Source organism: Streptomyces sp. P13-3-3 (genome assembly GCF_050571355.1).
Lineage (GTDB): Bacteria > Actinomycetota > Actinomycetes > Streptomycetales > Streptomycetaceae > Streptomyces > Streptomyces althioticus.
The window spans coordinates 1,465,933-1,491,913 of record NZ_CP192228.1; the positions used below are offsets into that span (position 1 = coordinate 1,465,933).

Consider the following 25,981-nt stretch of genomic DNA (forward strand, 5'->3'; position numbering starts at 1 on the left):
CAGAAACCGCTTCACAGAAGCTTCACCTGACGGCGCTGTGCCAGTGCTCCGCCAGCACCTGGCCGGCGCGGGGAACGGCGGTGCCGGGCGCGTTGAGGCCGGTGAGACGGGTCTGCGTGTCGTTCAGGGTCAGGCTGTTGTTCCCGGAGGGCGAGGGCAGTCCGGTCTTCGCGTTGACCGCGGCGTTGATGAGGCCGATGTTCAGCCCGCAGCCGCTGGCGGCCGGGACCGCGAAGGTGCTGTCGTTCTGGACGGCGCCGGTGAGGTCGATCCGGCTCATCTCACCGGCCGGGTCGGCGGTGCCGTCCCCCTGGAAGAAGGTCATGCCGAAGTCCGGGTAGTTGCGGTTCTCGGGCAGCAGCACGATCGGGTTGGCGGCCGTGCCGATGTAGCACTTGCTGCCGAGCAGCGGGTTTTCCAGGTGGATGCGGACCGGCAGGGCGACGATGGGCATGTCGGTCAGCACGCCGGCGGTCTGGTTGAAGTCGTAGGGCGCGCCGACCGACTCCATGGTCGCGGTGATCTTGTTGAGGCTGGAGTTCTCCAGCGACTCGCACAGACCGGTGATGACGGGAATGGCGCTCGGACACATCAGGCCGAGCAGTCCGCCGGGCACGGTGGCCGGTTCGGCGACCAGCGCGCCGCCGGGCGGGGCCACCACCGTGCTGGTGCCGTCCGCGTTCTGCACGATGCCGATCTGCAGGTTCGTCCTCCCGGTGACGACGGTGGTGTCGCCCAGCTTGATGGAGCCGCCGGAGGAGGTGGACACCACGCACTGCGGGGTCTTCTCGAAGCCGTCGGCGGCCAGCATCGCCGGAGCGTCCACGGGGCAGCGGGTGAAGGGGGCCCACTCGCCGTTCAGCGCGGGCTCGGCGGCGGTCGCCGTGCCGAGGGAGGCGAAGGCGCCCAGCGCGGTGAGCGCGGAGACGGTGGCGAGTCTCGTGCGGGGGGTGAACGCGTGCATGGTGGTGGCCTTTCTCGTGGGGAGGGGGCTGCCGGTCCGGTCGGCTCAGCGCTCGGCGACCGGGATCTGGAAGGGCTGGAGGTCCTCCGTGCACTGGCCCCTGGTCTCCGGGGTCTCGAACACCGGGACGAGGGGGGTGCAGGTCTGGCCCTGGACCTGCTTGATGTGGTTGCCGGGACCGGAGACGGAGGCGGTGAGCAGCGGGTCGAGATCCTCGCCGCCGGTGCCGCAGCCGGTGAAGGCCGGGATGGTCACCTCGCCGGCCAGCGGGCCTCCGGTGAGCAGCGTGTAGCCGACGACGTCCTCGCCGATGGCCTGTTCCGCCTTGCCGTACAGCACCACGTGGTCGCCGGGGAACGTCGCGGGATCCGGTTCGACGGAGGTGAGGGACTTCTCGGTCCGGCAGGAGGGACCCACGTCCAGGGGGACGCCGTTGACCTCGAGCGCGGTGACCTGGGCGATCAGGGGGACCCGCACATGGGTCACCGTCGTCGTGAACAGGTCGGAGTAGCTCATCTCCATCCGTGCGTCGATCCTCATCGGACCGATCTGCTTCAGCACCATGGTGGCCTTCACCGGGGTGAAGTCGAAGGAGAGGAAGGTGCTGTCGTAGGGCGGCGTCTCCGGGCGTCCCTGGTAGTCGAACCTGCCGTACGTCGTCAGCACCATGACCAGGCGCTCGGGGTCGGGCGGTTCGTCGATCGGGAACTGGAACTCCCCCCCGTCGATCAGCACGCAGGACGGCGGAAGGTACGAAGCGGCCTTCTGCTTCTTCACGTTGGCGTAGCCCGTGACGTAGGCGTTGATCGACAGGGGCGTGGGCGGATTGTCCTCGCCGTAGCGGCAGGGCGGGACGTCGCGGTCGGCGGCGGCCCCCGGCACGCTCTCCGCCGTCCCGCCGGACCGGCCCTCCTGTCGCTCCCGCGGTCCGCTCCCCGGCGCGGGGGACGTCCCGTCGGGCGCCGGCGCGGACGGCGGGGCGCTCGTCCCCGGCAGGCCCGGGGCGGCCGGCACGGTGACCAGCAGCCCGTCGTCCGGCGCGTCCTCGGCCAGGGCGCAGTCGACCGCCGGTATGCCGGTCGCCTCGCCGTCGCCGGAGCCGTCAGCCGGACCGGGCGTCAGGCCGAGCACCAGATCGCCCGCGGTGAAGGTCAGGTCGCCGTCGCCCTGCCCCGTGACCGAGGGGACGTCGCCCGTCGTGGTGAGCGTCAGCGGCCCGGATTCCGGCAGGGCGGCGGGGGCGGAGCCGCCCCGCCAGAGCGCCGTGGCGGTGGCCGCGTCCTGGGCGACGGCGACGGCGAGCGCCGTGACGGCGCGCACCTCGGTCACGTCGCTCCCCGCCAGGCCCGCCACCGCCTCCGCCGGGAGCTCCACGGCGGTGGTGACACCGGCGGGCGAGAACGCCTCACCCGCCCGCGTGTGCTGCGGGAACTCCGCGGAGATCCGCACCGTCGCGGGAACCGGCCCCGAGGGGAACGCGCAGACGTAGGGGAGTGCGGCGTCGACCTCCTGGGTGTCGGCGGCCGAGGCCGTGGCCGGGACCAGGGCGGCGAGCACGACGAACGCGGCCGTCGCGGTGAGCGCGGCGCGGGCTCGGCGGGACCGTGGGGTGACGGTTCGTGGGGCTCTCATACAACTCCGCTCGGCGGCAGGGACGGTGTCGGTGGGGTCCGGCGCGGAGCCCGCGAACGCCCGGCCGGGGGAGGCCGGCCGGGCGGGGCGAGCGGGATCGGTTACGGGTTGGAGCCGACGATGGTCGGGATGGTGCTGGTGCCGGACACCTTGACGGCGTAGTTGCCCTTGAAGGTGGGCTTGGTGCTGGTCGTGACGATCGCGCCGCAGTTGACGGGGTTGCTGACCGCGAGCTCGCCGGCGACGCTGTTGACCGCCAGGACGCCGGTGCTGTTGGTGTAGGTGGCCGAGGCCTTGCCCGACACCGTGAAGGTGCAGACGCCGGCCTTGACGTTGGCCGTGACGTTGCCGATGTAGCCCGTGGTGACGCCGGTCGAGGCGTTGTAGTCCACCGCGACGACGTCCCAGGGGGTGACGGCCACGGTGGTGACGTTGCCCAGGACGCTGGTGCACGGAGCGCCGGAGGAGCCGAAGTTCATGGTGTTGATGGCGGCGACGGTCGCCGGGTTGCCGGTGGCGCTCGCCATCGTCCCGCTCGCGTTCGACGCGGTGCAGGTCATCGGGATGGTGGCGGTCAGCACGATGTTGCCGACGTTCGTGGCCTGGAAGGCGGCCGGTGACGGGCTGACGGTCCACACCGTGGAGGGCGCCGCCGAGGCGGTGCCGGCGGTCAGCGCCAGAGCGGCCGCGGCCGCACACGCCGCGACGGCTGTTTTCCTCAGGTAATGCGTCATGGTCCGGGTACTCCTCGAGGGTTGTGGGTGGGGTGCCAGCCATGACGTTACTGGCGGTAAAGTCGGCCGAACAATGAGGCGTTCAAAGATTTTTCCGGGAAAGGGGACAAGCTGTTCCCTGGGTGAGGGAATTCCGGTCCGTATTCATCACGAGCTGTCAAGGAATGAGGGAGCGTCCGGTGTCGAAGGGTGCCTCTCGGCGGGCGTGCGGGGCGGGACGAGGTGCTCACCCGCAGACAGTTTCCGATGGCATTCTTGTGTCCGCGATGACAGGTTCCGCGGGGCGTGGGCCGGTCTCCCGGAAAACTCGTCATGCGGTGTTGCCCGCTGAGGTTACTCGGCCGTAACGTGCCGGTGCGGTGCTCGGCTCCTGGCCGCCGCTCCCGGTGGACGGAGCCACGACGGACGTGTTCCCGGCCCTCACCCTCCCGCCGGCCGGGGCGTTCGTCGGCGGGATCTCGGGCCGCCCCGCCCCCCGGCGGCCCGAGATCCCGCCCTGTCCCCGGGGAGGGGCGGGGCCCGGTGTGTTGTCTGCGTGGTGACAAGTCGCGGAGGGCGGAGCGCGCCCGCGGTGTGTGTCACGGACGTCCGCTGGAGGTGATATGGGAATCGAAGTAGTCGTCGAAGGGCTCACCAAGTCCTTCGGCAAACAGAACATCTGGCGGGACGTGTCACTTACCCTTCCGGCCGGAGAAGTCAGTGTGATGCTGGGTCCTTCCGGCACCGGGAAAACCGTTTTCCTGAAGTCGCTCATCGGGCTCCTCAAACCCGAAAAGGGCCGTGTTCTCATCAACGGTGTGGACATGGTGAACAGTCCCGAGAAAGACATCTACGAGACCCGTAAACTGTTCGGTCTCATGTTCCAGGACGGAGCCCTTTTCGGGTCCCTGTCCCTTTTCGACAACATCGCCTTCCCGCTGCGGGAGCACACCCGCAAGAAGGAGTCCGAGATCCGCCGCATCGTCATGGAGCGGATCGAGGTCGTCGGGCTGCTGGGCGCGGAGGGGAAGCTCCCGGGCGAGATCAGCGGGGGCATGCGCAAGCGGGCCGGGCTGGCCCGGGCGCTCGTCCTCGACCCGCAGATCATCCTGTGCGACGAGCCGGACTCCGGGCTCGACCCGGTCCGCACCGCCTACCTCTCGCAGCTGCTGATCGACCTGAACGCGCAGATCGACGCGACGATGCTGATCGTCACCCACAACCTCGACATCGCCGCCACCGTGCCCGACAACATGGGGATGCTCTTCCGGCGCGAGCTGGTCACCTTCGGCCCGCGCGAGGTGCTGCTCACCAGCGAGGAGCCGGTCGTCTCCCAGTTCCTCGGCGGCCGGCGCGAGGGCCCCATCGGGATGTCCGAGGAGAAGGACGCGGCCACCCTCGCCGCCGAGGCGGACCGGGCGACGCCCGCCGCGCCCCGGGTGATCGTGCCGCAGCTCGAGCCGTCGCCGGGCCTTCCGCCGCGCCGGGCCGTCGCACGCCGCCGTGAACGTGTCATGAGCATGATCGACACGCTGCCGCCGGCCGCGCGCTCCGCCATCCGGGAGACCTACGCGCGGGACGCGGCGGCGGCCACCGTCACCGCGCCCGTGGCCGGGAGCGGCGCATGATCACCGGCGCGCTGCGCGAGACCGGCCGGCTCTTCGCGCTCGCTGCCGAGGTCAGCCGCGCCGTCTTCCGAAGACCCTTCCAGTTCCGCGAGTTCACCGAGCAGTTCTGGTTCGTCGCCAGCGTGACGATCCTGCCCGCCGCTCTCGTCTCGATCCCCTTCGGCGCCGTCATCGCCCTCCAGGTCGGCTCTCTCACCCAGCAGCTGGGCGCCCAGTCCTTCACCGGCGGCGCCAGCGTCCTCGCCGTCGTCCAGCAGGCCAGCCCGCTCATCGTCGCCCTGCTCATCGCCGGCGCCGGCGGCTCGGCCATCTGCGCCGACCTCGGCTCGCGCACCATCCGCGAGGAACTCGACGCCATGGAGGTCATGGGGGTCTCCCCGGTGCAGCGGCTGGTCGTGCCCCGGGTCCTGGCCGCCATGGGCGTCGCGGTCCTGCTCAACGGCCTGGTCTCCGTCGTCGGCATCCTCGGCGGCTACTTCTTCAACGTCGTCATGCAGGGCGGCACCCCCGGCGCCTACCTCTCCAGCTTCTCTGCCCTCGCCCAGCTCCCCGACCTGTACGTCAGCGAACTCAAGGCGCTGGTCTTCGGGTTCATCGCCGGCATCGTCGCCGCCTACCGGGGCCTCAACCCGCGCGGCGGACCCAAGGGCGTCGGCGACGCCGTCAACCAGTCCGTCGTCATCACCTTCCTCCTGCTCTTCTTCGTCAACATGGTGATGACGGCCGTCTACCTCCAGATCGTCCCGCCGAAGGGAGGCTGAGGTCCGATGGCCTCCCCGCTCGCCCTGCTCGACCGCTCCGGCGACCACCTGCTGTTCTGCCTGCGGGCCCTGCTGTGGATCCCGCGGACGCTGCGCCGGTACCTCAAGGAGGTGCAGCGCCTGCTGGCCGAGGTGGCCTTCGGCTCCGGCGGCCTCGGCGTCGTCGGCGGCACCGTCGGCGTGATGATCGCCATGACGCTCTTCACCGGCACCGTCGTCGGACTCCAGGGCCACGCGGCCCTCGACCAGATCGGCACGGCCGCGTTCACCGGCTTCGTCTCCGCCTACTTCAACACCCGGGAGATCGCCCCCCTGGTGGCCGGCCTCGCCCTCTCCGCGACCGTCGGCGCCGGCTTCACCGCCCAGCTCGGCGCCATGCGCATCAACGAGGAGGTCGACGCCCTGGAGGGCATGGGCATCCGCTCCATGCCCTACCTGGTCACCACCCGCATCATCGCCGGCGTCGTCGCCATCGTCCCGCTCTACGCGATCGGGCTGCTCTCCTCCTACGTCGCCTCCCGCACCGTGACCGTGCTGTTCAACGGCCAGTCACGCGGCACGTACGACCACTACTTCAACCTCTTCCTCTCCCCGACGGACGTGCTGCTCTCCGTGCTGAAAGTCCTGATCTTCAGCGTGATGGTGATCCTCGCCCACTGCTACTACGGCTTCCGCGCCTCGGGCGGCCCCGCCGGCGTCGGCGTCGCCGTCGGACGGTCCGTGCGCAACGCCATCGTCCTGATCAGCGTCACCGACTTCTTCCTGTCGCTCGCCCTGTGGGGCGCGACCACGACCGTGAAGGTGGCGGGGTGAGATGAGCGGACCCTGGGAAGCCCGAGGACACACGCTGCGCCGCAGGCTCGCCGGCGTGGTGTTCGTGCTGGTGCCCGCCCTGCTGATCTGGCTGGCCGTCGCCGTCTACGACAAGAAGTTCACCTCTTCCGACCCGGTGGTCGTCGAGACCGGCAGCGTCGGCAACCAGATGCACCCGGGCGCCGAGGTGAAACTGCGGGGCGTCGTCGTCGGCGAGGTCCGCGCCGTCGACGCCACCGGCGACGGCGCCCGCCTCACCCTCGCCATGAAGCCCGGCACGCTGGACGCCGTCCCCTCCGACGTCCGCGCCCAGATGCTGCCGACCACGCTCTTCGGCGAGCGGTTCGTGGCCCTGGTGCCGCCCGAGAACCCCTCGCCCGAGCCGCTGGCCGCCGGAGCCGTCATCCCCCAGGACCGCTCCGCCAACGCCGTCGAACTCCAGCAGGTGCTCGACGACGTCCTGCCGATGCTCACCGCCGTCCAGCCGCAGAAGCTCGCCGCGACCCTCTCCGCCGTCTCCCAGGCCCTGGAAGGACGCGGCGACCAGCTCGGCCGGACACTCGAGCGGCTGGAGCGGCACCTGGCCGAGTTCAACCCGCACCTGCCCGCCCTCAACCGCGACCTCAGGGAACTCGTGAAGGTCAGCCACGTCTACGCGGACGCCGCGCCCGACATCCTCACGGCGCTCACCGACTTCACCACCACCAGCGGCACCCTCGCCGAGAAGGAGGCCGAACTCGCCTCCGCCCTCGGCGCCACCACCCGGACGGCCGAGGACGCGACCGCCTTCCTGCGCGAGAACCGGCGCAACCTCATCCGCCTCTCCGCCGCCGGCCGGCCCACCCTCGAACTGCTCGCCGAGTACTCCTCCTCCTTCCCGTGCACCCTGCGCACCCTCGCCGAGTTCGTCCCGGCGATGGACCGGGCGCTCGGCAAGGGCACCGGCCGGCCCGGCATCCACGTCGACGTCACCTCCGTCGCCGCGCGCGGCGCCTACCGCCCCGGCCGCGACACCCCGGTGTACGAGGCGGGCGGCGGCCCGCGCTGCCCCTCCGTGCCGTACGTCGGCGCGCTGCCCCGGCCCACCGCGCGGGCCGCGTCCGCCGCGGCCGCCGAGGACCTCGGGCCCGTCAACTCCCCGGCGGAGAACGACCTCGTGAACGAACTGCTCGCACCCGCCGCCGGCGCGGCCCCCGGCGACCTGCCCGACTGGAGCACCCTCCTCGTCGGCCCCGTCTACCGCGGTACGGAGGTGACCCTCGGATGACCAGAGCCGACACCGGGCACACCCGGCGCCGCTCGCTGACCGGCCCCCTGCTGAAGTCCCTCGTCTTCGTGGTGGTGACCGCCCTCGCCACCACCGTGCTCGGCCTCGGCGTCGCCGGCTCCGGCACGGGTGGCGGCGGCCGCGTCTACCAGGCCCTCTTCACCGACGTCACCGGACTCCGGGAAGGCGACAGCGTGCGCGTCTCCGGTGTCACGGTCGGCGAGGTGACCGACGTACGCGTCGTGCAACGACGGCTCGCGCAGGTCACGTTCACCGTCCGCGAGGACCGCCGGCTGCCCCGCTCCACCACCGCCGCGGTGAAGTACCTCAACATGGTCGGCCAGCGCTACGTGTCCCTCGGACGCGGCAGCGGCGACCTCGGCGGCACCCTGGAGGAGGGCGCCACCGTGCCGCTGGACCGCACCACCCCCGCGCTCGACCTGACCCTCCTCTTCAACGGCTTCAAGCCGCTGTTCGAAGGGCTCTCCCCGCAGGACGTCAACGAACTCGCCGCCTCCATCGTGCAGGTCCTCCAGGGCGAGGGCGCCACCGTCGACAGCCTGATCCGCCGCATCGGCTCGCTCAGCACCACCGTCGCCGCCAAGGACAAGGTGATCGGCGCGGTCGTGAAGAACCTCACCACCGTCCTGGACACCCTCAACGACCGCGAGGACAGCTTCGACGACCTCGTCGTCACCCTGCGCGCACTCGTCTCCGGCTTCGACGAGGACCGCAAGCCCCTCGGGCGGGCCGTCGCGGCCATGGGCGACCTGACCACCGTGACCGCCGACCTCCTCGACGACGGGCGCGCGCCCCTCAAGCGGGACATCCGCGAACTGGGCCGCCTCTCCCGCAACCTCGGCGACCACACCCCGCAGATCGAGAGCTTCCTCGAGCGCACCCCCGCCAAGATGACCGCCCTGGCCCGGCTGTCCTCCTACGGATCGTGGTTCAACCTCTACCTCTGCGAGGCACGGGTGAGCGGCGTGACCACCTCCGACGGTTCCGAACCCCCGACCGGTATCGCCGTCACCGAATCGAGGTGCCGCGGATGAGACGCCCGCGCATGAAGCCGGTCAAGGACCGCAACCCCGTCGCCGTCGGCATCGCCGGCCTGCTCGCCCTCACCCTGCTCGGCGGCCTCGCCTACGGCGCGGACCGGCTCCCCTTCACCGGCGGCACCGGCTACAGCGCCGACTTCACCGAGGCCGCGGGCCTCGACGAGGGCGACGAGGTGCGCATCGCCGGCGTGAAGGTCGGCCAGGTCACCGGCGTCGCGCTGGACGGCGCCAAGGTGAAGGTGTCCTTCGAGGTGGAGGACGCCTGGATCGGCGACCGCAGCACCGCCGCCATCGCCGTCAAGACCGTCCTCGGCGACAAGTACCTGGCCGTCGACCCGCTCGGCTCCCGGCCGCAGGACCCCGGCAGCCGCATCCCGTCCACCCGCACCACCTCCCCCTACGACGTCACCCAGGCCTTCCAGGACCTCAGCGGCACCGTCGACGCCATCGACACCCGCCGGCTCGCGGAGAGCTTCGAGACCATCTCCGACACCTTCAAGGACTCCCCGCCCCACGTCAGCAAGGCCGCCACCGGCCTCTCCGACCTGTCCCGCTCCGTCTCCAGGCGCGACGCGGAACTCTCCCGGCTCCTCCAGGGCAGCGCCCGCTTCAGCAAGACGCTGGAGAACAAGAAGTCCAGCTTCGAGACCCTCATCGAGGACGGCGGCTCCCTGCTCGGCGAACTGAAGAAGCGGCGGGCCGCCATCAGCGCCCTGCTCAAGGGCAGCCGCGACCTCGGCTCCGAACTGCGTGGGCTGGTGAAGGACAACGAGAAGCAGCTCGGCCCCACCCTCAAGGCCCTCGGCCGGGTCACCGGCGTCCTGGAGAAGAACAACGAGCAGCTCGGCAGGACGCTCGCCCTGGTCGGCCCGTACTACCGGCTGGTCGGCAACACCCTCGGCAACGGCCGCTGGTTCGACAGCTACCTGTGCGGCGTCGTGCCCCGCGACTACCTGCCGGAGACGTCCCAGCCCGAGAGCGGATGCCTGCCGCCGAAACAGCCGGCCAAGGCCCAGGGGAGCGGTGCGCGATGACCCGACGCAGAAAGATCCTCGGCGGACTCCTCGCCCTGGTCGTGCTCGCCGCGGGCGGCCTCACCGCCGCCTCGGCCCTGTCCCCCGACGGCCTGCGCCTCACCGCCTACTTCGACCGCGTCGTCGGCGTCCACGCCGGATCCGACCTGCGCATCCTCGGCGTGCGGGTCGGCGAGGTGGAGTCGGTGCGGCCCCAGGGCACCACCGTCCGCGTGGACCTGCGCCTCGACGAAGGCATCAAGGTCCCCGAGAACGCGCGGGCCGTCGTCGTCGCCCCCAGCATCGTCGCCGACCGCTACGTGCAGCTCACGCCCGCCCACAGCACCGGCCCCGCCCTCGCCGACGGCGCCGTCCTGCCCGCCTCCCGCAACCGCGTCCCCGTCGAGATCGACCAGATCTACGACTCGATCACCGATCTCGCCGACGCGCTCGGCCCGGACGGCGCCAACGCCGAGGGCGCCCTGTCCGGCCTGCTGCGGACCGGCGCGGCCAACCTCGACGGCAACGGCAAGGCCATCGGCGACAGCGTCGAGGAGTTCGGCAAGGCGGCCAAGACCCTGGACGGCAGCAGCGGCGACCTGTTCCGCACGCTCCGCAGCCTCCAGACCTTCACCACCATGCTCAAGGACAAGGACACCGACGTGCGCACCGCGCAGGAACGCCTCGACGAGGTCGTCGGCTTCTTCGCCGACAACAAGGACGACCTCACCGGCGCGCTCGAGGAACTCGGCAAGGCCCTCGGGCAGGTGAAGACCTTCATCGAGGACAACCGGGGCGAGCTCAAGAAGAACGTCGACCGGCTCGTCCCCCTCACCCGCACCCTCGTCGAGCAACGGGTCTCGCTGGCCGAGGCGCTGGACGTGGCGCCGCTCGCCGCCGGCAACGTCGTGAACGCCTACAACCCCGACACCCGCACCCTCGACGGCCGCGCGAACCTCAACGAGATCAGCATGGGCGGCCCCCTGCTGCCGCTGCCCGCCACCGGCGCCGTCAGCGGCTCGGCCCCCGCGACCGAGCGGAAGGGGGAGAGATGAGACGCGGCACGCGGACCCGCGAACGGGCCGCCTCGGCGCTCGGACGCGGCGCCCTCACCACCGGCCGGGTGGCGGGCCTGACCGTGGGCGGACTGATCGCCCTCGGCCTCGGCTTCACCCTCGCCGTCGGCGGCGTCACCGTCCTGCCGCAGGGCTTCGACGGCGTGGAGAATCTGCCGCTGCCCGGCGGCGCCGACCTCGGCGACCACCCCTACACCGTCACCGCCGAACTCGACGACGTCCTCAGCCTCGTCCCGCACTCAGCGGTACGGGTCAACGACGTCGCCGTCGGCCGGATCAGCCGCATCGAACTCGGCGACGACTGGACGGCCCGCGTCACCATGAAGATCAACGGCGACGTGCGGCTGCCCGCCGACGCCACCGCGCGCCTCGGCCAGTCCAGCCTCCTGGGCGAGAAGTACGTGCAGCTCGCCGCCCCGCCCGGCGGCGGGAACGGCCGGCTCTCCGACGGGAGCGTCATCCCGCTGTCCCGCACCAGCCGCAGCACCGAGGTGGAGGAGGTGTTCGGCGCGCTGTCCCTGCTGCTCAACGGCGGCGGCGTCAACCAGCTCCGCACCATCACCCGGGAACTCAACGCGGCGCTCGGCGGCCGGGAACCCGAGGTCCGCTCCATGCTCCGGCGGGTCAACACCCTGGTCACCGACCTCGACGACCACCGCGAGGACATCACCGACGCGCTCGACGCCGTCAACCGGCTGTCCTCCACCCTCGCCCACCGCAAGGACGACGTCGGAACCGTCCTCACCGGCCTCTCGCCCGGACTGAAGACGCTGGAGCGGCAGCGCGGCTCCCTCCTCACCATGCTGCGCTCCCTCGACACCCTCTCCGGCGTCGCCGTGTCCACCGTCGACGCGAGCAAGGACGACATGATCGCCGACCTCAGGGCCCTCGCGCCCACGCTGAAGGAGCTCGCCGACGCCGGGGCGGACCTGCCGGACGCGCTCCAGGTGCTGGTGACCTACCCGTTCACCGACGAGGTGCTGAACGGCGTGAAGGGCGACTACCTCAACGCCTACCTGAGCGTCGTCGCCCTCCCCGGGACCCAGGTGATCCCGCCGATCGACGACCCGCTCCCGCTGCCCTCCGCGACCGCGACCACCGCACCGGCGTCTCCGGAGGCGGGTGACGGCTCGTGATCACCCTCGCCGTACGGCTGAAAAACCTCGCCTTCCTCCTCGTCGCCGTGCTCGCCCTGTCCTACCTCGGCATCCGCTACGCCGACCTCGGCCGCCACGTCGGCGTCGCCGACCACTACACCGTCGACGTGCGACTGCCGCGCACGGGCGGCCTGTTCACCCACGCCGACGTCACCTACCGAGGCGTCTCGGTGGGCCGCGTCGGCCCCGTCCGCCTCACCGACGACGGGGTCGTCGCCGAGCTGCGGATCAAGAAGTCGGCGCCCCGCATCCCCGCCGACACCAAGGCCGTGGTCGCCGCGCTCTCCGCCGTGGGCGAGCAGTACATCGACCTGCGGCCCGAGAGCGACGGCTCCCCCTACCTGACGGACGGCGCCCGCATCGACCAGGCGGACACCCAGGTGCCCGCCCCCGTCACCGACGTCCTCGCCAGTGTGGACGACCTGGTCCGGTCGGTGCCGCAGGACGATCTGCGCACGGTCGTCGACGAGTTGGGGGAGGCCTTCGAAGGACACGGCGACGACCTCCAGGTGCTCCTCGACAGCGGCAGCGACTTCGTCGAGGCCGCCGACCGCGCCCTGCCGTCCACCGTCCTGCTCATCAACGACGGCGAGACCGTGCTGCGCACCCAGGCGCAGGAGGGCGCGGCCATCCGCGGCTTCGCCCGGGGCGCGGAGGAACTGGCCCGCGCCCTCAAGGGGTCCGACGCCGACCTGCGCCGCCTCCTCGCGGTCACCCCCGAGGCCGCCACCCAGGTCAGCGGTGTGCTGCGGGACCTCGACCCGAGCCTCGGCGTCGTGCTCGCCAACCTGCTCACCACCGCCGAGGTGGCCGTCACCCGGCAGCGGGGCATCGAGGAACTGCTCGTGACCTACCCGGCGGTCGTCTCCGCCGGCTCCACCGCCGTCGACGGAGGGAAGCTGAACATCGGCATGGCCGTCACCTTCTTCGACCCCCTGCCCTGCACCGCCGGATACGGCGCCACCCGCTACCGTAACGGCCTCGACCTCGGCACCGCCCCGCCCCTGAACACCGGCGCGGGCTGCACCGCCCCGCCGTCCACGGGCAAGAACGTGCGCGGCGCGGCCAACGCCCCCGGAGGCGGCGCGGTGCCCGAACCGGCCCGCCCCGGCTCCCTGCCCTCCGGCGGCAGCGACAGCGGCGCGGCACGGCAGTCCGGCGGTGCGGTGGCGCCCGGCGCGCTCGCCCTGCCCGGACAGAGCGGCGAGGCGCCGCGCGACCTGACGCACGTCCTCGCGCCCGCCCCGGGAGGCACCCGATGAGGCGGGCCCGGATCCTCGCCGGGACGGGACTCGCCCTGGCCCTCGGCTTCTGCGGCACGAGCGCCTGGACGTACGCCCAGGCACGCGCCGACGACGGTCTCGCGTACGGCAGGGAACGGGACGCGGCACTCGCCGACGGACGCCGGGCCCTCGCCGTGCTCACCACGATCGACGCCTCCACCCGGCAGCGTGCGGAGGGCAGCGTGCGGGACTGGCGCGGCGTCTCCACCGGGCCGCTGCGCGAGGAGCTCGGCGCCACCGCGGCCCGGGCGGGCGCCTCGGCGCGCGGCACGGTCACCGAGGCCGCCGTCACGGCGCTCGACACCCGCTCCGGCACGGCGAAGCTCATCGCCACCGTCCGCGTCGAGACCACCCCGGCCGGGGCGGGGAAGCCGGCCGTCGACCGCAAGCGCCTGGAGGCCGTCCTGGCCCGCACCGGCGAGGACGTCTGGAAGGTGAAGGCGCTCAGCGCCGTCCCGGTCCAGGGGGAGGCCGTCCCGGTCCAGGGGGAGAGCGAGGAGAGCGCCCGATGAGATCGACGTGGCCGACCCGCGGCGCCGGCACGGAACAGGACCCCGCCGACGAGGACGCGGGGGCGCAGGGACCGGAGGAGGGGCACGACGCCGGCCCCGGCGACGGGCTCGCGGACAGCGGTGCGGGACACGGTCGTTCGCCGGGCGCGCGGCTGAGGCGGGCGGTCGCGGCGGGGGCCGCCACGGTCCTGGTCCTCGGCGGCTGCGGCTTCCTCCACGCAGCCCACGAGCTGCGGTCGGACGAGTCCGCCCGCAACCGGGCGCTCACCGACACCGAGGCCACCAGCCGGGTCGCCGGGGACGTCGGCAGCGCCCTCGCCCGGATCTTCTCCTACACGCCCGACGGCACCGCCGCCGCCGAGCGCTCCGCACGCACCGCCCTCGACGGGAAGGCCGCCCGCCAGTACACCGCCCTCTTCGACCGCGTCCGCCAGGACCTCACCGCCCAGCGCGTCACCCTGAGCACCCGCGCCGTCCGCACCGGCGTGGTGGAACTCGACGGGGACCGGGCCCGCCTGCTGGTCTTCCTCGACCAGACCTCCCGCCGCGGCGACGACGCGGCGACCACCGCGGCGGCGCAGCTCACGGTCACGGCACGGCTCGAGGACGACCGGTGGCGGATCGTCGACATCAAGGCCCGCTGACATGCGCGGGAGACAGGAGCACCCCATGGAACGACCGGCCCGCCGCCGCGTGCCGCGCCGTCTGCGGACGCCGTACGCGCCGGCCCTCGTCCTCGCCCTCGTCGCCGCCGGGTTCGCCGCGTGGGCGGGCCAGGACTGGTACGCCGCGGCCCACGACGACCGGGCCGCCTACGCCGTGCAGCGGGACCGGGCGCTCGCCGCGGGGGAGCAGGCCGTGCAGAACCTCAACACCCTCGACCACCGCGACCTGGACCGGGGACTCGACCTCTGGGAGGCGTCGACGACGGGAGAGCTGCACGAGCAACTCACCGCCGGCCGTGACGACTTCGCCGGCCAGGTGAAGGAGGCGGAGACGGTCAGCACGGCCCGGGTGCTGTCGGGAGCCGTCACCGAACTCGACGACCGGGCCGGGCGCGCCCGCGTGCTGGTCGCGCTGCGCGTCACCGTCCGGGCGGCCGACGGGACCCGGAGCGACAAGGACAGCCGCATGCTCGGCGAACTCACCCGGACCGACGGCCGCTGGAAGCTGAGCGCGCTCGGCCAGGCGCCCGTCGGCGGCGCACCGGCCGGCTGACCGGCCCCGCACCGCACCGGCCGGCCGCACCGAGGAGGACACCCCACCATGTCGACGACCCGTCACCACATCAACCGCCAGCGACTCCGCCAGGCCCGCGCCGCCCGGCCGGAGGTCGTGGAGATCCGACCCCGGCCCGGCACGCGCGGTGCGGCCGGGCCCCGTGGACCCCGGGCGGCCGAGGAGAAGGCGAGCGGCCCCGCCCGCTCCCGCCCGCGCCGCCCCTGGGGCCTGGCGGCGCTCTGCGCGCTGACCGTGCTCCTCGGCGCCTTCGCGGGCTGGGCCCACGCGGAGGCCGAGTCGCTGCGCGCCGAACCCGCGCTGAGCAACACCGCGTTGACCGACGTCGCCCGCACCAGCGAGGTCAAGGGGCAGGTGGCCGAGGCCGTCGACCGGCTGTTCTCCTACGACCACGCGGATCCCGCGGCCTTCGACAAGGCCGCGAAGGATCTCCTGACCGGGAAGGCCGTCGACCAGCACCGGGACCTGTTCGCCGACGTCCGCGAGCGGGCCGACGCGCGGAAGGCGGTGATCACCACGGCGGTCACCGAGACCGCGGTCGAACGGATCGACGGCGACCGGGCGCGGGTCCTCGTCTACGCCGACCAGAGCAGCGTGGCCACCGCGGGCGGGAAGGCGGCCGCGCAACAGGACGACGGCGTGTACGCGGCGGCGATGCTCGCGGTGGACACGGTCCACCGCGACGGCCGCTGGCTGATCACGTCCCTGGACACCTTCGACCGCACGTAGCCGCGGGGCGCGGCGGCCGGGCGCGGCGGGACACCGCCACGCACCTCGGGCGCCGCGTCTCCCCGGTGCCACCGGCACACCCGCACCGTCAGGAACTCGGCACGTGCGGGCCATGCGCCCGACCGCACCACGCGCCCCCGGCGCCCGCACCACGCGCCCCCGGCGCCCGCACCACCCGGCGCCCCACGTGTCGGCCCCGCACAGCCACTGCACCACCCGGCGCCCCGCAGGTCCGTCCCGGCAGGGGCGTGGCACGACCCGGCACCTGCTTGTCGGCCCCCGTAGGGGCCCTGCACCACCCCGCACGTCCGCCCCGGCAGGGGCGCTGCACGACCCGGCGCCCCGCACGTCCGCCCCGGCAGGGGCGCTGCACGACCCGGCACTTGCTCGTCGGCCCCCGTAGGGGCCCTGCACCACCCGCATGCCCGCCCCGGCAGGGGCCCTGCATCACCCGTATGCCCGCCCCGGCAGGGGCCCTGCACGACCCGGCACCCCGCGCGCCCGCCCCGGCAGGAGCGCTGCACGACCCGGCACCCCGTGTGTCGGCCCCCGTAGGGGCACTGCACCACCCCGCACGCCCGCCCCCGCAGGGTCACTGCACCACCCCGCACGCCCGCCCCGGCAGGGGCCCCGCACCGCATCCGGATCCGACAGGAGTGACGCCCATGTCCGTTCGACGACCCCGTCGCCGGTACTCCGGCCGGGCCCGCAGGGGGCTGCGGGCGAGTGCGCTCGCCATGGCGGCCATGGCGGCCCTGACCGCCTCGCAGGGGCCCGCCCTTCTCCGGGACGGCACGAAGGCCCGGGCCGAACCGGCGGGCGACGGCGGGCGGCCGGCGCCCGCGGGGAATCCGTACGCCGAGCTCGCCCCGCCGGGCGACGGCTCGTACCACACCGAACTCCCGCCCCTGCGCACCGCGACGGCCGCGCCCGCCTCACCCGTGCTGCACCGGCAGGTCCGCACCGAGTCGGGCATCCCGGCCACCGTGCTGCGCGCCTACCGCGCCGCCGAGTCCTCGGTCGCCAGGACGGACCCCGCCTGCCGGCTGCCCTGGGAACTGCTGGCCGCCATCGGCAAGGTCGAGTCGGGGCAGGCCCGCGGTGGCGCGGTGGACGCGAACGGCACGACGCTCGGCCGCATCACCGGACCGCCCCTCGACGGCCGGGGTTTCGCACTGATCCGGGACACGGACGGCGGCGCCCACGACGGCGACACCGTCTACGACCGGGCCGTGGGACCGATGCAGTTCCTGCCGTCCACCTGGGCCCGCTGGGGCACGGACGGCAACGGCGACGGCCGCGCCGACCCGAACAACATCTTCGACGCGGCGCTGGCGGCCGGCCACTACCTGTGCGCCGGCGACCGGGACCTGCGCCGCCCGGCGGACCTGGACCGGGCGGTCCTGAGCTACAACCACTCCCGCTCCTACCTGCGCCTGGTCCGGTACTGGCTGGCGTTCTACAGCCGCGGGGTGCACGCCGTGCCCGACGGCGAGGGCGTCGTCCCGCGCAGCCCCGGCGCGGGCGGCGACACCCCGGCGACCGAACCGGTCGACGGCGGCGGCGGGGGCCGTGGGGGAGGCGTGGTCATCGGACCGCAGCCCAGCCCGTCCGGCGGTACGGGGCCGAGCCCGCGTCCTTCCCCGTCCGTCCCGGGCAGCCCGGACCCCACGTCGCCGTCCCCCGGGCCCAGCACGTCCCCGCCCGCCTCGCCGGCCGACCCCCCGACGAGCCAGGAGCCCACGGAACCGCCCGTCGAGTCCCCGACAGAGAGCGCCGAGCCCTCACCGGACCCGACCACCCCGGCCCCCTGCTCCCCGGAGCCGACCGACCCCGACCCCGGGCCCACGGCCTCACCGTCGGGCACCGACGCCCCCTGCCCCACCCCGACGGAGACGTCGGCGGAGCAGTGAGGGGGAAGCCGACGCGGGTGACCGGCCGGGTGTCTCAGCCCGCCGCCTGTCCCATCCCCGCCGCGTCGGGCCAGCTCTGCGCCCCCGGCCAGCCCGTCGCCGGGGCCATGGACAGCCCGTCCGTGCCCCGCACCTGGGCGGCCGTCAGCCCGCCGCGCGCCGGGACGCCGGGCGGGGTCGGCCCGGTGGCCGGCGGGACCTGCACCGGCGCGGGAGCGGGAGCGGGCGCCGCGAACGCGGCCGCCGGAGCGAGGGGCGGCGCCGCCGGGGCGGGCTGAGGTGCCGGCTCCGGGTACGCCGCCGGCTGCGGAAACTGCTGAGGCTGAGGCTGCGGCTGGGGCACGGGGACCGGCTGCGGCACGGGCTGGGGGGCGGGCTGCGGCCGGGGCGCCTCCTGCGGCACGGGCTGAGGCTCCGGCTGCGGCAGTCCCGCCGCGGCCGGCACCGGCATCCCGCCGCCCGGGCCCACCGCAGGGGCGGACGCGGCGGCGGGGAGCGGCATGCCGGCGCCGGCGGCCTGTGCGAGGCCGCGCGTCCCGGCCCCGTTGGTCTGGCTCACCAGGCGGTCCACCGCCGCCGTGCCCGAGCTGTAGGCGGTCCCTGTGGCCTGCTCGGACACGGCGGCTCCCCTCCTGGACGTCCCGTAGAGCACCTGTTCCAGGCCGGTCACCAGGCGACGGACGTCGACCTGGGGGCGGACCACGAGACGCAGGAAGCGGCTGGACGAGCCGATCTTGTTGCCGCACTCACGCACCAGGATCCGGTGCTCGGTGAGCAGCCGGTCCCGCACCACGGTCCCCTCGGCGCCGACGGGCAGGCGCACGAAGAGGAAGTTGCCCTGCGAGGGGTAGACCGTGAGGCCGGGCAGCGAGGAGAGCTGGCCGGACATGTCCATCCGGTCGCGGCGCACCTGGTGCAGGCTCTGCGCGTACTCGGCCCCGTGTTCCTTCAGCATGAACACCACGTGCTCGGCGAAGGAGTTGAGGTTCCACTTGGGCAGCATGGAGCGCACCCGCCCGGCCAGCGCCGGGTTGGCGACCAGATAGCCGAAGCGGATGCCGTGCAGGCCGAAGTTCTTGCCGAGGCTGCGCAGCACGATGACGTTGGGGCGCAGCATCGCCTCCTGCACCACGCTCGGCTCGTTCTCGGCGTCGGCGAACTCCAGGAACGACTCGTCGATCACCACGAGGTCCAGGTCGGCCATGGCGTCCATGAACTGCACGACCGCGTGCTTGTGCAGGAACCCGCCGTCGGGGTTGTTCGGGTTGCAGATGACGGCGACCCTGGTGCCTCGGGCGCGGATGAACTCGGCGTACTGCGCGAGGTCGAGGGCGAAGCCGCTGGACTCCTGGAGCGGGAACATGTCGACCCGCTTGCCGGTCTCCATCGGCTGGTCGGTCCAGCGGCCGAACGTCGGCACCGGCACAGCGAGCGACTCGCGCACCAGCAGATGGTCGATCCAGGTGATGAGTTCCGTCGACCCGTTGCCCATCGCCACGCACTGCGGCGGCAGCTGGAGGAGGCTGCACAGCTCGGCGGTGATGGTGTCCGCGCTGCTCGGGTAGTACGTGATGATGTCGCGCAGCCGGGCCGCCATCTCCTCGAACATGGCGGGGGTGGGGAAGTACGGGTTGCAGGGAATGCAGAAGTCCACCGGGCCGGCCCCGTCGCTCTCCCTCGTCAGCGCCGCCATCGACGGGCTGTGCGCCGCGGTGCTGCGGAACAACGAAGTGACGTTGTCGGGCAAGGGAACCTCCGTGTGCGGCGGGCCCGCCGGGGACGTGACGGGCCCGTCATGCCTGGGTGGCCCGCGCGGGGGAGCACGGGCCACCCAGGAGTACGGAGCGGGACGGTGTCCCGTTCAGCACGTGTGAGGAAAATGTGAGGACGTCACGTGAGCGTGCTCACACCGAACGGCGGCTCACGTCCCGAAGGAGTGCACCGTCGTCGTCCGGTACGTCTCGCCCGGCCGCAGCACGGTCGAGGGGAACGCCGGCTGGTTCGGGGAGTCCGGGAAGTGCTGGGTCTCCAGGCACAGCCCGTCGCCCTGCCGGTACACCCGGCCGCCGCTGCCGACGAGGGTGCCGTCGAGGAAGTTGCCGGAGTAGAACTGCAGGCCCGGCTCGTTCGTCGCGATGCGCAGGGTGCGTCCCGAGGCCGGGTCACGCAGGGTCGCCGCGTGCTCCGGACGGGCGGTGACGCCCTTGTCCAGCACCCAGTTGTGGTCGAAGCCCTGCCCGTACAGCAGTTGCTGATGGGCGGTGCGGATGTCCCGGCCGACCGGCTTGGCGCGCCGGAAGTCGAACGGGGTGCCGGCGACCTTCGCCCGCTCGCCGGTGGGGATCAGGCCCGCGTCGACCGGCGTGTAGCGGGAGGCGGCGATGGACAGTTCGTGGTCCGTGATGCCGCCGCTGCCCTCGCCGGCCAGGTTCCAGTAGACGTGGCTGGTGAGGTTGACGACCGTGGGCCGGTCGGTGACGGCCTCGTAGTCGACGCGCCAGTCGCCGTGCCGGGTGAGGGTGTACGTCACCTTGGTGCGCAGGGTGCCCGGGTAGCCCATCTCCCCGTCGGCGGACGTGTAGTACAGGTGCAGGCCCACGTCGGAGCCGCGGGTGAACGGCTCGACGTCCCAGACCCGCTTGTCGAAACCCTGCTCGCCGCCGTGCAGGCTGTTGTCGCCGTCGTTGACGGAGAGCTGGTACCGGGTGCCGTCGAGGGTGAAGGTCCCCTCGCCGATGCGGTTGCCGTACCGGCCGATCAGCGCCCCGAAGTACGGGCTGGAGGCGACGTACTCCTCCAGGGTGCGCAGGCCGAGGGAGACGTTGGCGTACCGGCCGCGCCGGTCGGGGATCTCCAACGAGTGGACGATGCCGCCGTAGGAGAGGACCCCCATCCGGGTGCCGCCGTTCTCCAGTGTCCAGCGGTCCACCCGGGTGCCGTCGGCGAGCCTGCCGAACGGCTTCCGTACCGGCCTGCCCCCGCCCTTGGACGAGGCGTGCGCCGTCCCGCCCCAGGCCGTGGTGGCCACTCCGGCCGCGGCGGCTCCCGCGATGACCGTGCGTCTGTTCAGTTCCATCAGTGCGGCTCCCTGAAGGGAAGGGGCCCCGCCGGGCGGCGGGGCCCGGGCTGACTTACGAACCGACCTTGCGCTTGTTCCACACGTCGAAGCCGACCGCGGCCAGCAGGGCGAGGCCCTTGATGACCTGCTGCCAGTCGGTGCCGACGCTGAGGAGGTTCATGCCGTTGTTCAGTACGCCGAGGACGAGGCCGCCGATGATGGCGCCGAGGACGGTGCCGACACCGCCGCTCATGGAGGCCCCGCCGATGAACGCCGAGGCGATCGCCTCGAGTTCGAAGTTGAGGCCCGCCTTCGGCGAGGCCGCGTTCAGCCGGGCGGCGACCACCAGACCGGCCAGGGCCGCGAGCATGCCCATGTTGAGGAAGACGGCGAAGGTGACCTTCTTGTCCTTCACGCCGGACAGCTTGGCCGCCGGCAGGTTGCCGCCGATGGCGTAGATGTGCCGGCCGAAGACGGCGTTGCGCATCACGTAGCTGTAGCCGACCACCAGCACGCCCAGGACCAGCAGCACGATGGGGGTGCCCTTGTAGCTGGCGAGCAGCAGGGTGACCGTGAGGATCGCGGCGGTCACCGCGACCAGCTTGAGCAGGAACAGGTTGCGCGGCAGCACGTCCAGCGAGAACGACTTCTGCCGCCTGCGGTCGCGGACCTCCTGGAGGACGACGGCGGCGATGAGCACGAAGCCCAGCAGCAGCGTGAGGTTGTGGTAGTTGGTGTCCGGGCCGACCTCAGGGAGGAAGCCGTTGCCGATCTTCTGCTCACCCTCGGGGAACGGGCCGAGGGTCTGGCCCTCCAGGTAGATCTCCGTGAGTCCGCGGAAGATCAGCATGCCCGCGAGGGTGACGATGAACGACGGTATGCCGCCGTACGCGATGAGGAACCCCTGCACGGCCCCGGAGACCGCGCCGATGACCAGGCACAGCGCCACGGCCAGCGGCCAGGGCATGTCGTTCTTGACCATGAGCACGGCGGCCAGCGCGCCGACGAACGCCGTCAGCGATCCCACCGACAGGTCGATGTGGCCGGCGATGATGACCAGCATCATGCCGATCGCGAGGATCAGGATGTGGCTGTTCTGCAGCACCAGGTTGGACACGTTGCGCGGCAGCAGCAGGTCGCCGTCGGTCCACACCGCGAACAGCGTCACGATCAGGCCGAGGGCGATCAGCATGCCGTACTGCCGCATGTTGCGGCGCAGGCCGTCCAGGACCAGCCCCCACAGTCCGCCGTTCCCGGCCCCGCCGCCCTTGCCGGACGGCGCCGGCGCCGGCGTCTTGGCGGTCACATCCGTGCTCATCGGGTTACCTCTTTGTCCTTCGTCATCTGACGCATCAGCGATTCCTGCGAGGCCTCGGACCGCGAGAACTCCCCGGTCAGCCGTCCGGCGGCCATGGTGTAGACGCGGTCGCACATGCCGAGCAGCTCCGGCAGCTCGGAGGAGATGAAGACCACCGCCTTGCCCTCGGCGGCCAGCCGGTCGATGACCGTGTAGATCTCGTACTTGGCGCCCACGTCGATGCCGCGGGTGGGCTCGTCGAGGATCAGCACGTCGGGGCCCGTGAAGATCCACTTGCTGAGGACGACCTTCTGCTGGTTGCCGCCCGACAGCTTGTCCACCGGCTCGAACACGGTCGGCGCCTTGATGTTCATGGAGGTGCGGAACGACTCGGCGACCTTCCGCTCCTCGTGCTCGTCGACCACACCGGCCCGCGCCACCTTGCCCAGCGCGCTCAGCGAGATGTTCCGGTTGATGGTGTCGATGAGGTTGAGCCCGTAGTGCTTGCGGTCCTCGGTGACGTACGCGATGCCGTGCCGCACCGCCTCGGCGACCGACTTCGTGCGGATCTCCTTGCCGTCCTTGAGCACCGTGCCGCCCGCGTACCGGCCGTAGGAGCGTCCGAAGACGCTCATCGCCAGCTCCGTGCGGCCGGCGCCCATCAGCCCCGCGATGCCGACGATCTCCCCGCGCCGTACGTGCAGCGACACGTCGTCGACCACCTTGCGGTACTGGTCGATGGGGTGGTGCACGGTCCAGTTGCGGATCTCCAGGGCGGGGGCGGTGCCCTCCTCCGGCTCGTGCGGGGTGCGCTCCGGGAAGCGGTTCTCCAGGTCCCGGCCGACCATGCCGCTGATGATCCGGTCCTCGGTGGTCTCCGGGGCCTTCACGTCGAGCGTCTCGATGGTGCGGCCGTCGCGCAGGATGGTCACCGAGTCGGCGACCCGCCGGATCTCGTTGAGCTTGTGCGAGATGATGATCGAGGTGATGCCCTGCTTCTTCAGCTCCAGGATCAGGTCCAGGAGCTTGCCGCTGTCCTCGTCGTTCAGCGCCGCGGTCGGCTCGTCGAGGATCAGCAGCTTCACCCGCTTCGACAGCGCCTTCGCGATCTCCACCAGCTGCTGCTTGCCGACGCCGATGTCGGCGACCCGGGTCTCCGGGTGGTCGTCGAGCCCCACCCGGCGCAGCACCTCGGTGGCGTGCCGCAGCGTCTCGTTCCAGTTGATGAAGCCGCGCGTGGAGTGTTCGTTGCCGAGGAAGATGTTCTCCGCGAGGGAGAGGAACGGCACCAGCGCCAGCTCCTGGTGGATGATGACGATGCCGCGCTGCTCGCTCGCCCGGATGTCCTTGAAGCGGCAGACCTCCCCCTCGAAGAGGATCTCGCCCTCGTAGGTGCCGTGGGGATGGACGCCGGAGAGCACCTTCATCAGGGTCGACTTGCCGGCGCCGTTCTCCCCGCAGACGGCGTGGACCTCGCCCTGCCGGACGGTCAGGTTGACGTCCGACAGCGCCTTGACGCCGGGAAAGGTCTTGACGATCGAGCGCATTTCCAGGACGGGTCCCGCCATGGTCGTGCCTTCCAATCCGAGTGGTCCGGCGGTTACTTGAGGTCGCTTTCCTTGTAGTAGCCGGAGTCGACGAGGGCCTTCTTGTAGTTGTCCTTGTTCACGGCGACCGGCTCCAGCAGGTACGCCGGCACCACCTTGGAGCCGTTGTCGTACGTCTTGGTGTCGTTGACCTCGGGCTTCTTGTCGTTGAGCAGGGCGTCCACCATGTCGGAGGCCACCTTCGCGAGCTGGCGGAGGTCCTTGTAGACGGTCATCGACTGCTGGCCCGCGATGATCGACTTCACCGAGGCGACCTCGGCGTCCTGGCCGGTGATGACGGGCAGCGGCTTGCTCGCGGTGCCGTAGCCGTCCGACTTCAGCGCGGACAGGATGCCGATGGAGATGCCGTCGTAAGGGGAGAGCACCGCGTCGACCTTGGCGCTCTTGTACGACTTGGTGAGGATGTCGTCCATGCGCCGCTGGGCGGTGGCGCCGTCCCAGCGCAGCGTGGTGACCTGGGTCAGCTCGGTCTGGCCGGAGCGGACGACGAGCTGCTTCTTGTCGATGTAGGGCTGCAGCACGTTCATCGCGCCCTGGAAGAAGTAGCGGGTGTTGTTGTCGTCGTTGGAGCCCGCGAACAGCTCGATGTTGAACGGGCCCTTCTCGCTGCCGTCCGCCAGGCCCAGCTGCTCGGCGATGTAGGTGCCCTGGAGCTCGCCGACCTTCTCGTTGTCGAAGGAGGCGTAGTAGTCGACGTTCTCGGTGCCGAGGATGAGGCGGTCGTAGGAGATCACCGGGATGTCGGCGTCGGCGGCCTGCTGGAGCACGTTGCCCAGCGACTTGTTGTCGATGGCCGCCACGATCAGGGCGTCCACGCCCTGCGTGATCATGTTCTCGATCTGCGACACCTGCTGGTCCGGCTCGTCCTCGCCGAACACCAGCTTGGTCTTGTAGCCCTTGGCCTCGAGGTTCTTCACGACGTTGTCGCCGTCGGCGATCCAGCGCTCGGAGGACTTGGTCGGCATCGCGATGCCGATGGTGGCTCCCTCGGAGCTGCCTTTGTTCTCCTCGCTGCCGCCCTCGCTGTTCTGGCCGCAGGCGGTCAGGGAGAGGGCGAGGGTGACGGCGGTGGCCGTGGCGGCGAATGCGGCTCTGCGGTTACGCATGATGATCTTCCTTGATCGTCGGGCGGGTCGGGCTGAGCGGTGACTCGGTGCGAGTCGGTGGTGCGGTGTGCGAAGCGGTGCCGTGACGGGCGGCTGAGAGGGCGTCACCCCCGGAGCCGGGCAGCGGGTGTGTGGGATTGTGCGCGGCTGTGTCCACTTGTGTGAAGCTGAGTTTCCGGAACGTTATGACGGGATGTCGAACCTGCGCAGGTCGCCCGGCAGACGCGAACCGAGCGGCGCCATACCGCCGTCGGCGCCGTGCCGCGCCAGCAAGTCCAGCGCCAGCCGGCCGCGCCGCACCCGCTCCTTCGCCGTGGACAGGGCGACCTCCCGCAGGTGGTGGCCGTACGGGTAGATGCCGGGCGCCTTGGCCAGCCCGAACTTCAGGTACACCGGGGCGCCGCGCCGGATCAGCTCCGCGACCTCGTACATCCGCACATAACCGCCCAGGTCGTCGGGCGCCTCGATGTACATGTCCATCGGGGCCGCCGACACCCGCCGGATCTCCGTGAGATGGGCGAGCGTCAGATCGCTGGGCACGTTGATCGAGTCCGCGCCCAGCTGCTCGTGCACCGCGAACGACGCCGGGTTGACCGGCCCCACGAGCGCCGAGACCTTCAGTGTGGTGTCCGCCGGGAGGATGCCCGCCGCCCGCGCCCGGTGCAGCGTCCACAGCACGCCCTCGTCGGCCACCAGCAGGCACTTCACGCCCAGTTCGGTGGCGCGCACCGCGTCCTCCACGCAGCCGGCCACCGCGTCGTGGCCCCGGGCGCGCAGTCCCGCTCCGTGCGAGTCGGTGCGGGTCGAGCCGCCGATGTCCCAGGTGCCGCGCGGGCCGGTGAACAGGCACAGTTCGATGTCCCGTTCCGCGGTCGCCTCGACCATCTCGGTGATCTCGGCGTCGGTCAGCATCCACACGCCGCTGCCCTGGCTGATCCGGTGCACCGGCACGTCGAGGCGGGAGGCCTCCTTCAGCACCACCGCCAGCGCCTCGGGCCCCTCGCATGAGGGGACCTCGGTGCGCCAGCGGCCGCCGCCGGGGAAGGAGTGCGGCGAGGCGTCGGCGGGATCGAGGGCGGGCGCGCCCAGGCCGAGCGCGGTGAGCGCCTGCTCACCGGGCCTGCGGGGCGCCGTGGCGGAAGCGTCGGTCAC

General features: G+C 72.3%; 23 protein-coding genes. 14 read left to right on the forward strand and 9 right to left on the reverse strand.

From position 1 onward, the window contains the following. Positions 1 to 22: 22 nt before the first annotated feature. The 3 genes from ACQZOG_RS06595 to ACQZOG_RS06605 form a co-directional block, all read right to left on the reverse strand. Positions 23 to 964 (reverse strand): hypothetical protein, encoded by a 942-nt coding sequence (locus tag ACQZOG_RS06595; protein ID WP_033272727.1) that lies wholly within the window; start codon positions 962 to 964, stop codon positions 23 to 25. Between the two features lie 45 nt (positions 965 to 1,009). Beyond that, complete coding sequence (locus ACQZOG_RS06600) at positions 1,010 to 2,596, reverse strand: DUF6801 domain-containing protein (RefSeq protein WP_037639324.1); 1,587 nt, start codon at positions 2,594 to 2,596, stop codon at positions 1,010 to 1,012. 101 nt (positions 2,597 to 2,697) lie between these two features. Continuing rightward, entirely contained in the window at positions 2,698 to 3,330 is a 633-nt protein-coding gene (locus ACQZOG_RS06605; protein WP_037639323.1) for a hypothetical protein, read from the reverse strand. A 602-nt stretch (positions 3,331 to 3,932) separates the two neighbouring features. Here ACQZOG_RS06605 and ACQZOG_RS06610 point away from each other — a divergent pair. The 14 genes from ACQZOG_RS06610 to ACQZOG_RS06675 all read left to right on the forward strand — a co-directional run bounded on the left by ACQZOG_RS06610 (position 3,933) and on the right by ACQZOG_RS06675 (position 17,761). Beyond that, on the forward strand, positions 3,933 to 4,937 hold the full coding sequence (locus ACQZOG_RS06610; RefSeq protein ID WP_430741362.1) for an ABC transporter ATP-binding protein: 1,005 nt from the start codon (positions 3,933 to 3,935) through the stop codon (positions 4,935 to 4,937). Then, a complete protein-coding gene (locus tag ACQZOG_RS06615) occupies positions 4,934 to 5,698 on the forward strand; it encodes an MlaE family ABC transporter permease (RefSeq protein WP_019526193.1) in 765 nt (254 codons plus the stop codon). Before ACQZOG_RS06610 ends, ACQZOG_RS06615 begins: the two co-directional genes overlap by 4 nt. Positions 5,699 to 5,704: 6 nt before the next feature. Continuing rightward, the gene (locus tag ACQZOG_RS06620) at positions 5,705 to 6,511 is read left to right on the forward strand and encodes an MlaE family ABC transporter permease (protein WP_058916061.1); all 807 of its coding nucleotides are present in this window, start codon (positions 5,705 to 5,707) and stop codon (positions 6,509 to 6,511) included. A 1-nt stretch (position 6,512) separates the two neighbouring features. Further along, positions 6,513 to 7,778, forward strand: a complete 1,266-nt coding sequence (locus ACQZOG_RS06625) for an MCE family protein (RefSeq protein WP_058916060.1) — start codon at positions 6,513 to 6,515, stop codon at positions 7,776 to 7,778. Then, complete coding sequence (locus ACQZOG_RS06630; RefSeq protein WP_365167503.1) at positions 7,775 to 8,833, forward strand: MlaD family protein; 1,059 nt, start codon at positions 7,775 to 7,777, stop codon at positions 8,831 to 8,833. The genes ACQZOG_RS06625 and ACQZOG_RS06630 overlap by 4 nt, the downstream gene beginning before the upstream one ends. Further along, on the forward strand, positions 8,830 to 9,873 hold the full coding sequence (locus ACQZOG_RS06635; protein WP_033272733.1) for an MCE family protein: 1,044 nt from the start codon (positions 8,830 to 8,832) through the stop codon (positions 9,871 to 9,873). The genes ACQZOG_RS06630 and ACQZOG_RS06635 overlap by 4 nt, the downstream gene beginning before the upstream one ends. Then, a complete protein-coding gene (locus tag ACQZOG_RS06640) occupies positions 9,870 to 10,907 on the forward strand; it encodes an MCE family protein (protein ID WP_193454854.1) in 1,038 nt (345 codons plus the stop codon). The genes ACQZOG_RS06635 and ACQZOG_RS06640 overlap by 4 nt, the downstream gene beginning before the upstream one ends. Next, positions 10,904 to 12,064, forward strand: a complete 1,161-nt coding sequence (locus ACQZOG_RS06645) for an MCE family protein (RefSeq protein ID WP_058916058.1) — start codon at positions 10,904 to 10,906, stop codon at positions 12,062 to 12,064. The genes ACQZOG_RS06640 and ACQZOG_RS06645 overlap by 4 nt, the downstream gene beginning before the upstream one ends. After that, positions 12,061 to 13,347: an MCE family protein gene (locus tag ACQZOG_RS06650; protein ID WP_193454852.1), complete on the forward strand. Its 1,287-nt coding sequence runs from the start codon at positions 12,061 to 12,063 to the stop codon at positions 13,345 to 13,347. Before ACQZOG_RS06645 ends, ACQZOG_RS06650 begins: the two co-directional genes overlap by 4 nt. Next, a complete protein-coding gene (locus tag ACQZOG_RS06655; RefSeq protein ID WP_037639319.1) occupies positions 13,344 to 13,880 on the forward strand; it encodes a hypothetical protein in 537 nt (178 codons plus the stop codon). The genes ACQZOG_RS06650 and ACQZOG_RS06655 overlap by 4 nt, the downstream gene beginning before the upstream one ends. Beyond that, on the forward strand, positions 13,877 to 14,524 hold the full coding sequence (locus ACQZOG_RS06660) for a nuclear transport factor 2 family protein (protein WP_203550913.1): 648 nt from the start codon (positions 13,877 to 13,879) through the stop codon (positions 14,522 to 14,524). Before ACQZOG_RS06655 ends, ACQZOG_RS06660 begins: the two co-directional genes overlap by 4 nt. A gap of 25 nt (positions 14,525 to 14,549) precedes the next feature. Continuing rightward, entirely contained in the window at positions 14,550 to 15,098 is a 549-nt protein-coding gene (locus ACQZOG_RS06665; protein WP_037639317.1) for a nuclear transport factor 2 family protein, read from the forward strand. A gap of 48 nt (positions 15,099 to 15,146) precedes the next feature. Next, a complete protein-coding gene (locus ACQZOG_RS06670; RefSeq protein ID WP_033272739.1) occupies positions 15,147 to 15,848 on the forward strand; it encodes a hypothetical protein in 702 nt (233 codons plus the stop codon). Positions 15,849 to 16,513: 665 nt separating this feature from the next. After that, positions 16,514 to 17,761: a lytic transglycosylase domain-containing protein gene (locus ACQZOG_RS06675; RefSeq protein ID WP_037639315.1), complete on the forward strand. Its 1,248-nt coding sequence runs from the start codon at positions 16,514 to 16,516 to the stop codon at positions 17,759 to 17,761. Between the two features lie 34 nt (positions 17,762 to 17,795). On the opposite strand, the gene ACQZOG_RS06680 is transcribed toward ACQZOG_RS06675, so the two are convergent. The 6 genes from ACQZOG_RS06680 to ACQZOG_RS06705 all read right to left on the reverse strand — a co-directional run bounded on the left by ACQZOG_RS06680 (position 17,796) and on the right by ACQZOG_RS06705 (position 25,981). Further along, the gene (locus tag ACQZOG_RS06680) at positions 17,796 to 19,508 is read right to left on the reverse strand and encodes a pyridoxal phosphate-dependent aminotransferase (protein ID WP_261674977.1); all 1,713 of its coding nucleotides are present in this window, start codon (positions 19,506 to 19,508) and stop codon (positions 17,796 to 17,798) included. 174 nt (positions 19,509 to 19,682) lie between these two features. Continuing rightward, positions 19,683 to 20,837: an aldose epimerase family protein gene (locus tag ACQZOG_RS06685; protein WP_033272742.1), complete on the reverse strand. Its 1,155-nt coding sequence runs from the start codon at positions 20,835 to 20,837 to the stop codon at positions 19,683 to 19,685. Between the two features lie 55 nt (positions 20,838 to 20,892). Beyond that, complete coding sequence (gene mmsB / locus ACQZOG_RS06690; RefSeq protein WP_033272743.1) at positions 20,893 to 22,137, reverse strand: multiple monosaccharide ABC transporter permease; 1,245 nt, start codon at positions 22,135 to 22,137, stop codon at positions 20,893 to 20,895. Next, positions 22,134 to 23,684, reverse strand: a complete 1,551-nt coding sequence (mmsA, locus tag ACQZOG_RS06695) for a multiple monosaccharide ABC transporter ATP-binding protein (RefSeq protein WP_033273134.1) — start codon at positions 23,682 to 23,684, stop codon at positions 22,134 to 22,136. The genes mmsB and mmsA overlap by 4 nt, the downstream gene beginning before the upstream one ends. Before the next feature lie 32 nt (positions 23,685 to 23,716). Next, positions 23,717 to 24,829: a multiple monosaccharide ABC transporter substrate-binding protein gene (gene chvE / locus ACQZOG_RS06700; RefSeq protein ID WP_033272744.1), complete on the reverse strand. Its 1,113-nt coding sequence runs from the start codon at positions 24,827 to 24,829 to the stop codon at positions 23,717 to 23,719. A 183-nt stretch (positions 24,830 to 25,012) separates the two neighbouring features. Beyond that, positions 25,013 to 25,981: a hypothetical protein gene (locus tag ACQZOG_RS06705; protein WP_019522546.1), complete on the reverse strand. Its 969-nt coding sequence runs from the start codon at positions 25,979 to 25,981 to the stop codon at positions 25,013 to 25,015.

Excerpts from the sequence above, each read along its gene's own strand:
- ACQZOG_RS06615 (WP_019526193.1), top strand. The coding sequence starts at position 4,934 with ATGATCACCGGCGCGCTGCGCGAGACCGGCCGGCTCTTCGCGCTCGCT.
- mmsB (WP_033272743.1), bottom strand. The coding sequence starts at position 22,137 with ATGAGCACGGATGTGACCGCCAAGACGCCGGCGCCGGCGCCGTCCGGC.
- ACQZOG_RS06660 (WP_203550913.1), top strand. The coding sequence starts at position 13,877 with ATGAGATCGACGTGGCCGACCCGCGGCGCCGGCACGGAACAGGACCCC.
- ACQZOG_RS06610 (WP_430741362.1), top strand. The coding sequence starts at position 3,933 with ATGGGAATCGAAGTAGTCGTCGAAGGGCTCACCAAGTCCTTCGGCAAA.
- chvE (WP_033272744.1), bottom strand. The coding sequence starts at position 24,829 with ATGCGTAACCGCAGAGCCGCATTCGCCGCCACGGCCACCGCCGTCACC.
- ACQZOG_RS06655 (WP_037639319.1), top strand. The coding sequence starts at position 13,344 with ATGAGGCGGGCCCGGATCCTCGCCGGGACGGGACTCGCCCTGGCCCTC.
- ACQZOG_RS06630 (WP_365167503.1), top strand. The coding sequence starts at position 7,775 with ATGACCAGAGCCGACACCGGGCACACCCGGCGCCGCTCGCTGACCGGC.
- ACQZOG_RS06665 (WP_037639317.1), top strand. The coding sequence starts at position 14,550 with ATGGAACGACCGGCCCGCCGCCGCGTGCCGCGCCGTCTGCGGACGCCG.
- ACQZOG_RS06600 (WP_037639324.1), bottom strand. The coding sequence starts at position 2,596 with ATGAGAGCCCCACGAACCGTCACCCCACGGTCCCGCCGAGCCCGCGCC.
- ACQZOG_RS06675 (WP_037639315.1), top strand. The coding sequence starts at position 16,514 with ATGTCCGTTCGACGACCCCGTCGCCGGTACTCCGGCCGGGCCCGCAGG.
- ACQZOG_RS06635 (WP_033272733.1), top strand. The coding sequence starts at position 8,830 with ATGAGACGCCCGCGCATGAAGCCGGTCAAGGACCGCAACCCCGTCGCC.
- mmsA (WP_033273134.1), bottom strand. The coding sequence starts at position 23,684 with ATGGCGGGACCCGTCCTGGAAATGCGCTCGATCGTCAAGACCTTTCCC.
- ACQZOG_RS06625 (WP_058916060.1), top strand. The coding sequence starts at position 6,513 with ATGAGCGGACCCTGGGAAGCCCGAGGACACACGCTGCGCCGCAGGCTC.
- ACQZOG_RS06645 (WP_058916058.1), top strand. The coding sequence starts at position 10,904 with ATGAGACGCGGCACGCGGACCCGCGAACGGGCCGCCTCGGCGCTCGGA.
- ACQZOG_RS06640 (WP_193454854.1), top strand. The coding sequence starts at position 9,870 with ATGACCCGACGCAGAAAGATCCTCGGCGGACTCCTCGCCCTGGTCGTG.
- ACQZOG_RS06670 (WP_033272739.1), top strand. The coding sequence starts at position 15,147 with ATGTCGACGACCCGTCACCACATCAACCGCCAGCGACTCCGCCAGGCC.
- ACQZOG_RS06595 (WP_033272727.1), bottom strand. The coding sequence starts at position 964 with ATGCACGCGTTCACCCCCCGCACGAGACTCGCCACCGTCTCCGCGCTC.
- ACQZOG_RS06685 (WP_033272742.1), bottom strand. The coding sequence starts at position 20,837 with ATGGAACTGAACAGACGCACGGTCATCGCGGGAGCCGCCGCGGCCGGA.
- ACQZOG_RS06620 (WP_058916061.1), top strand. The coding sequence starts at position 5,705 with ATGGCCTCCCCGCTCGCCCTGCTCGACCGCTCCGGCGACCACCTGCTG.
- ACQZOG_RS06605 (WP_037639323.1), bottom strand. The coding sequence starts at position 3,330 with ATGACGCATTACCTGAGGAAAACAGCCGTCGCGGCGTGTGCGGCCGCG.